The following is a 2,362-nucleotide window of genomic DNA, read 5'->3' as shown; positions in this document are numbered from 1 at the left end:
CTGACTCAACCATACATCCCAATCCAAGGTAGAAGGGACAGGTTCGGCTGAAGGATTACGAGATATATTAGGGTCCCAGCCATGCCAGCGACGTCGGCTGTTCATATGCGCAGTTATGTCTGTGACATCTTTGATAATGCCAGCTTCTGTATAGGCTTTAAACTGAAAATAATTGGCCTCGGAATGTCCTTGGTTACCCATTTGCGTGGCAAGTTTTGGATTTTTCTTTGCTGCGGCCATCATCAGATCCACTTCCTGGAAGGTGCGCGCCATTGGTTTTTCTACATAAACATGCTTTCCTTCAGCTAATGCCATCATCGTCACAGGGAAGTGGGAAAAGTCCGGCGTGGCAATGCTTATCGCGTCAAAATCACCACCTATTTCATCAAACATTTTTCGGAAGTCCTGATATTTTTTTGATTTTGGAAACATATTCATGATTTCCAAAGTCTGAATGGCACCCATATCGACATCACATAGGGCCACGATATTACAAAGGCCGGTTTTATCCAGCGCCTTGATGATTTCATTTCCCCGGTTGCCTATTCCTACACAGGCCAGGTTGACCTTGTCAGATGGCGCTACATGGCCCATGGATTTGCCTAAGACAGTGGGGGAAATCAAGGTGAAGCCGGATAGGCCTAAAGCGGCAGTAGCTCCGGTTTTCAGAAAGTCTCTACGATTGGTGGACATATTTTGGTTATTAAGGTGTTTTAATGTTGGGTTTTGGCTTTCCAAATACTTTAATCCAAAGTCATTTTTAACTTTTAAGATCAGCCTTTTGAAATTATTGGCTTAATTTACCTTTCTTATCCAACATATAGGAAGGAAGCTTGGAAAATCAACGGAAAGGTTTGCATAATTTTGGTAGAAACACTGGTTTACCATGATGTCCATTACCATTGTAGCGGTGCTGTCTGTGGTAATTGGTGGAATGAGGAACCTTATGAGCTTACCAATAAGGGCTATGGTCTATTTGAACTTTTTGAGGATGGTACCCATTTTTAAGTATGTGGAATATGATGTATGAAAATTTGTAGATAATGAGATGTCTTTTAAACTCAAGTGTGGCGAGATAGCCACACCTATAAATCCAAGGGATAAAAATAATTACATAAATTAGAAGTTCATTTCTTGCCCAATCTCAATGACCTAAATTTAAAAACCGTGCTAACCAAATATTGTAGATGAGTATCATTCGTTGGATAACTTTCCCACTTCGCTATGCCTATTCAAAATTTAAAAGAAGGATAGGAAAACTGGATCTGGTTCGGATGGAGCTCTTTCTGGCCTTTGGCAATGACAGGGAAATTTTTATAAAAGGCAGAGTAATAGAAGCCTACAAGCAAAGCCGACCTTCCGAAGACAAAAATGCCCTGCAAAATATTTTGGCATCCATACGGAGATATGCAGGAAGCAGTATTCCTGATGCAAGGATTAAATTGGTCTATCAGGATCTGGAAGAAATTTTGATCAGTAACGAAGAGGGGCTTTTTGAAAAGAGATTAATGAAAGATGCTCTCAAGAACGGTCAACCAGACATTGCCACACTTACTTTATTGGAAGATGAAGGAATCAAAGCAGAAGAAAAAACTGTTCGGACTGAAATTACAAGGGTACCGGAAGATCATCCGCTAGGTATTATATCAGATATTGATGACACAATTATTATTTCTCACGCTACTACATTGGGGAAAAAACTATGGTTGTCAGTATCAAAGAATGCCTATACCCGTAGGCCATTTCCCGGAGTGAGTGATTTTTATGTCCTTCTGACCAACAATGGACAACATCCTGTATTTTATGTTTCTAGCAGTGACTGGAATCTTTTCGACCTTATACAGGATTTTCTAAATTATAGAAACATTCCAAAAGGCCCTTTATTGTTAAAAGACCCCCATGTCAATCTAAAAAACATCTGGAAATCAGGGGGGGGTAATCATGACCATAAACTGGAGAAGATTACATTAATCATGTCTCTGTATTCTAACATGAAATTTATCCTGATCGGAGACAGTGGGCAACATGATCCGGAACTTTATAGAGAAATAATTGAGAAGTTTCCCGACCGAATCAAAGCTGTTTATATCCGTAGGATAAAAAAAGAAGATAAAGAAAGGGAAAATCTACTGAATAAATACAACCCCAAAATCCCCATTGCCTGGGTTCAGGATTCCTCCGAGGCAATAGCGCATGCAAAAAATTTCCTCTAAGCCATTTTGTTTCCATATCTTAATATTCAGGAACGGCATTTGATAATTTCTTTTTAAAATTTGCCTCAATACTTATATGGATAGACATGCCTTATTAATCGTAAATCCATCTGCCGGAAATCTTGAAAACCAGCCTGAGCTGATTGAAA

The 2,362-nt window shown here is 39.4% G+C and carries 3 protein-coding genes; 2 read left to right on the top strand and 1 reads right to left on the bottom strand.

What is annotated here, in order from left to right; translation table 11 throughout:
- A partial coding sequence (locus ACEW8U_RS07860) for a Gfo/Idh/MocA family protein (RefSeq protein ID WP_373521488.1) occupies positions 1-693 on the bottom strand: 693 nt, incomplete at its 3' end.
- A gap of 171 nt (positions 694-864) precedes the next feature.
- Here ACEW8U_RS07860 and ACEW8U_RS07855 point away from each other — a divergent pair.
- Together ACEW8U_RS07855 and ACEW8U_RS07850 are read left to right on the top strand one after the other, a co-directional pair.
- On the top strand, positions 865-1,008 hold the full coding sequence (locus ACEW8U_RS07855) for a hypothetical protein (RefSeq protein WP_373521487.1): 144 nt from the start codon (positions 865-867) through the stop codon (positions 1,006-1,008).
- Between the two features lie 179 nt (positions 1,009-1,187).
- Positions 1,188-2,213 carry a phosphatase domain-containing protein gene (locus ACEW8U_RS07850; RefSeq protein ID WP_373521486.1) on the top strand — a complete coding sequence of 342 codons (1,026 nt, stop codon included), beginning with the start codon at positions 1,188-1,190 and terminating at the stop codon, positions 2,211-2,213.
- The last annotated feature ends 149 nt before the right edge of the window (positions 2,214-2,362 follow it).

This window comes from Aquiflexum sp. (assembly GCF_041751335.1).
Classification (GTDB): Bacteria; Bacteroidota; Bacteroidia; order Cytophagales; family Cyclobacteriaceae; genus Aquiflexum.
Note: the sequence above shows the minus strand (reverse complement) of the source record. Positions and strands in the feature narration are given on the sequence as shown.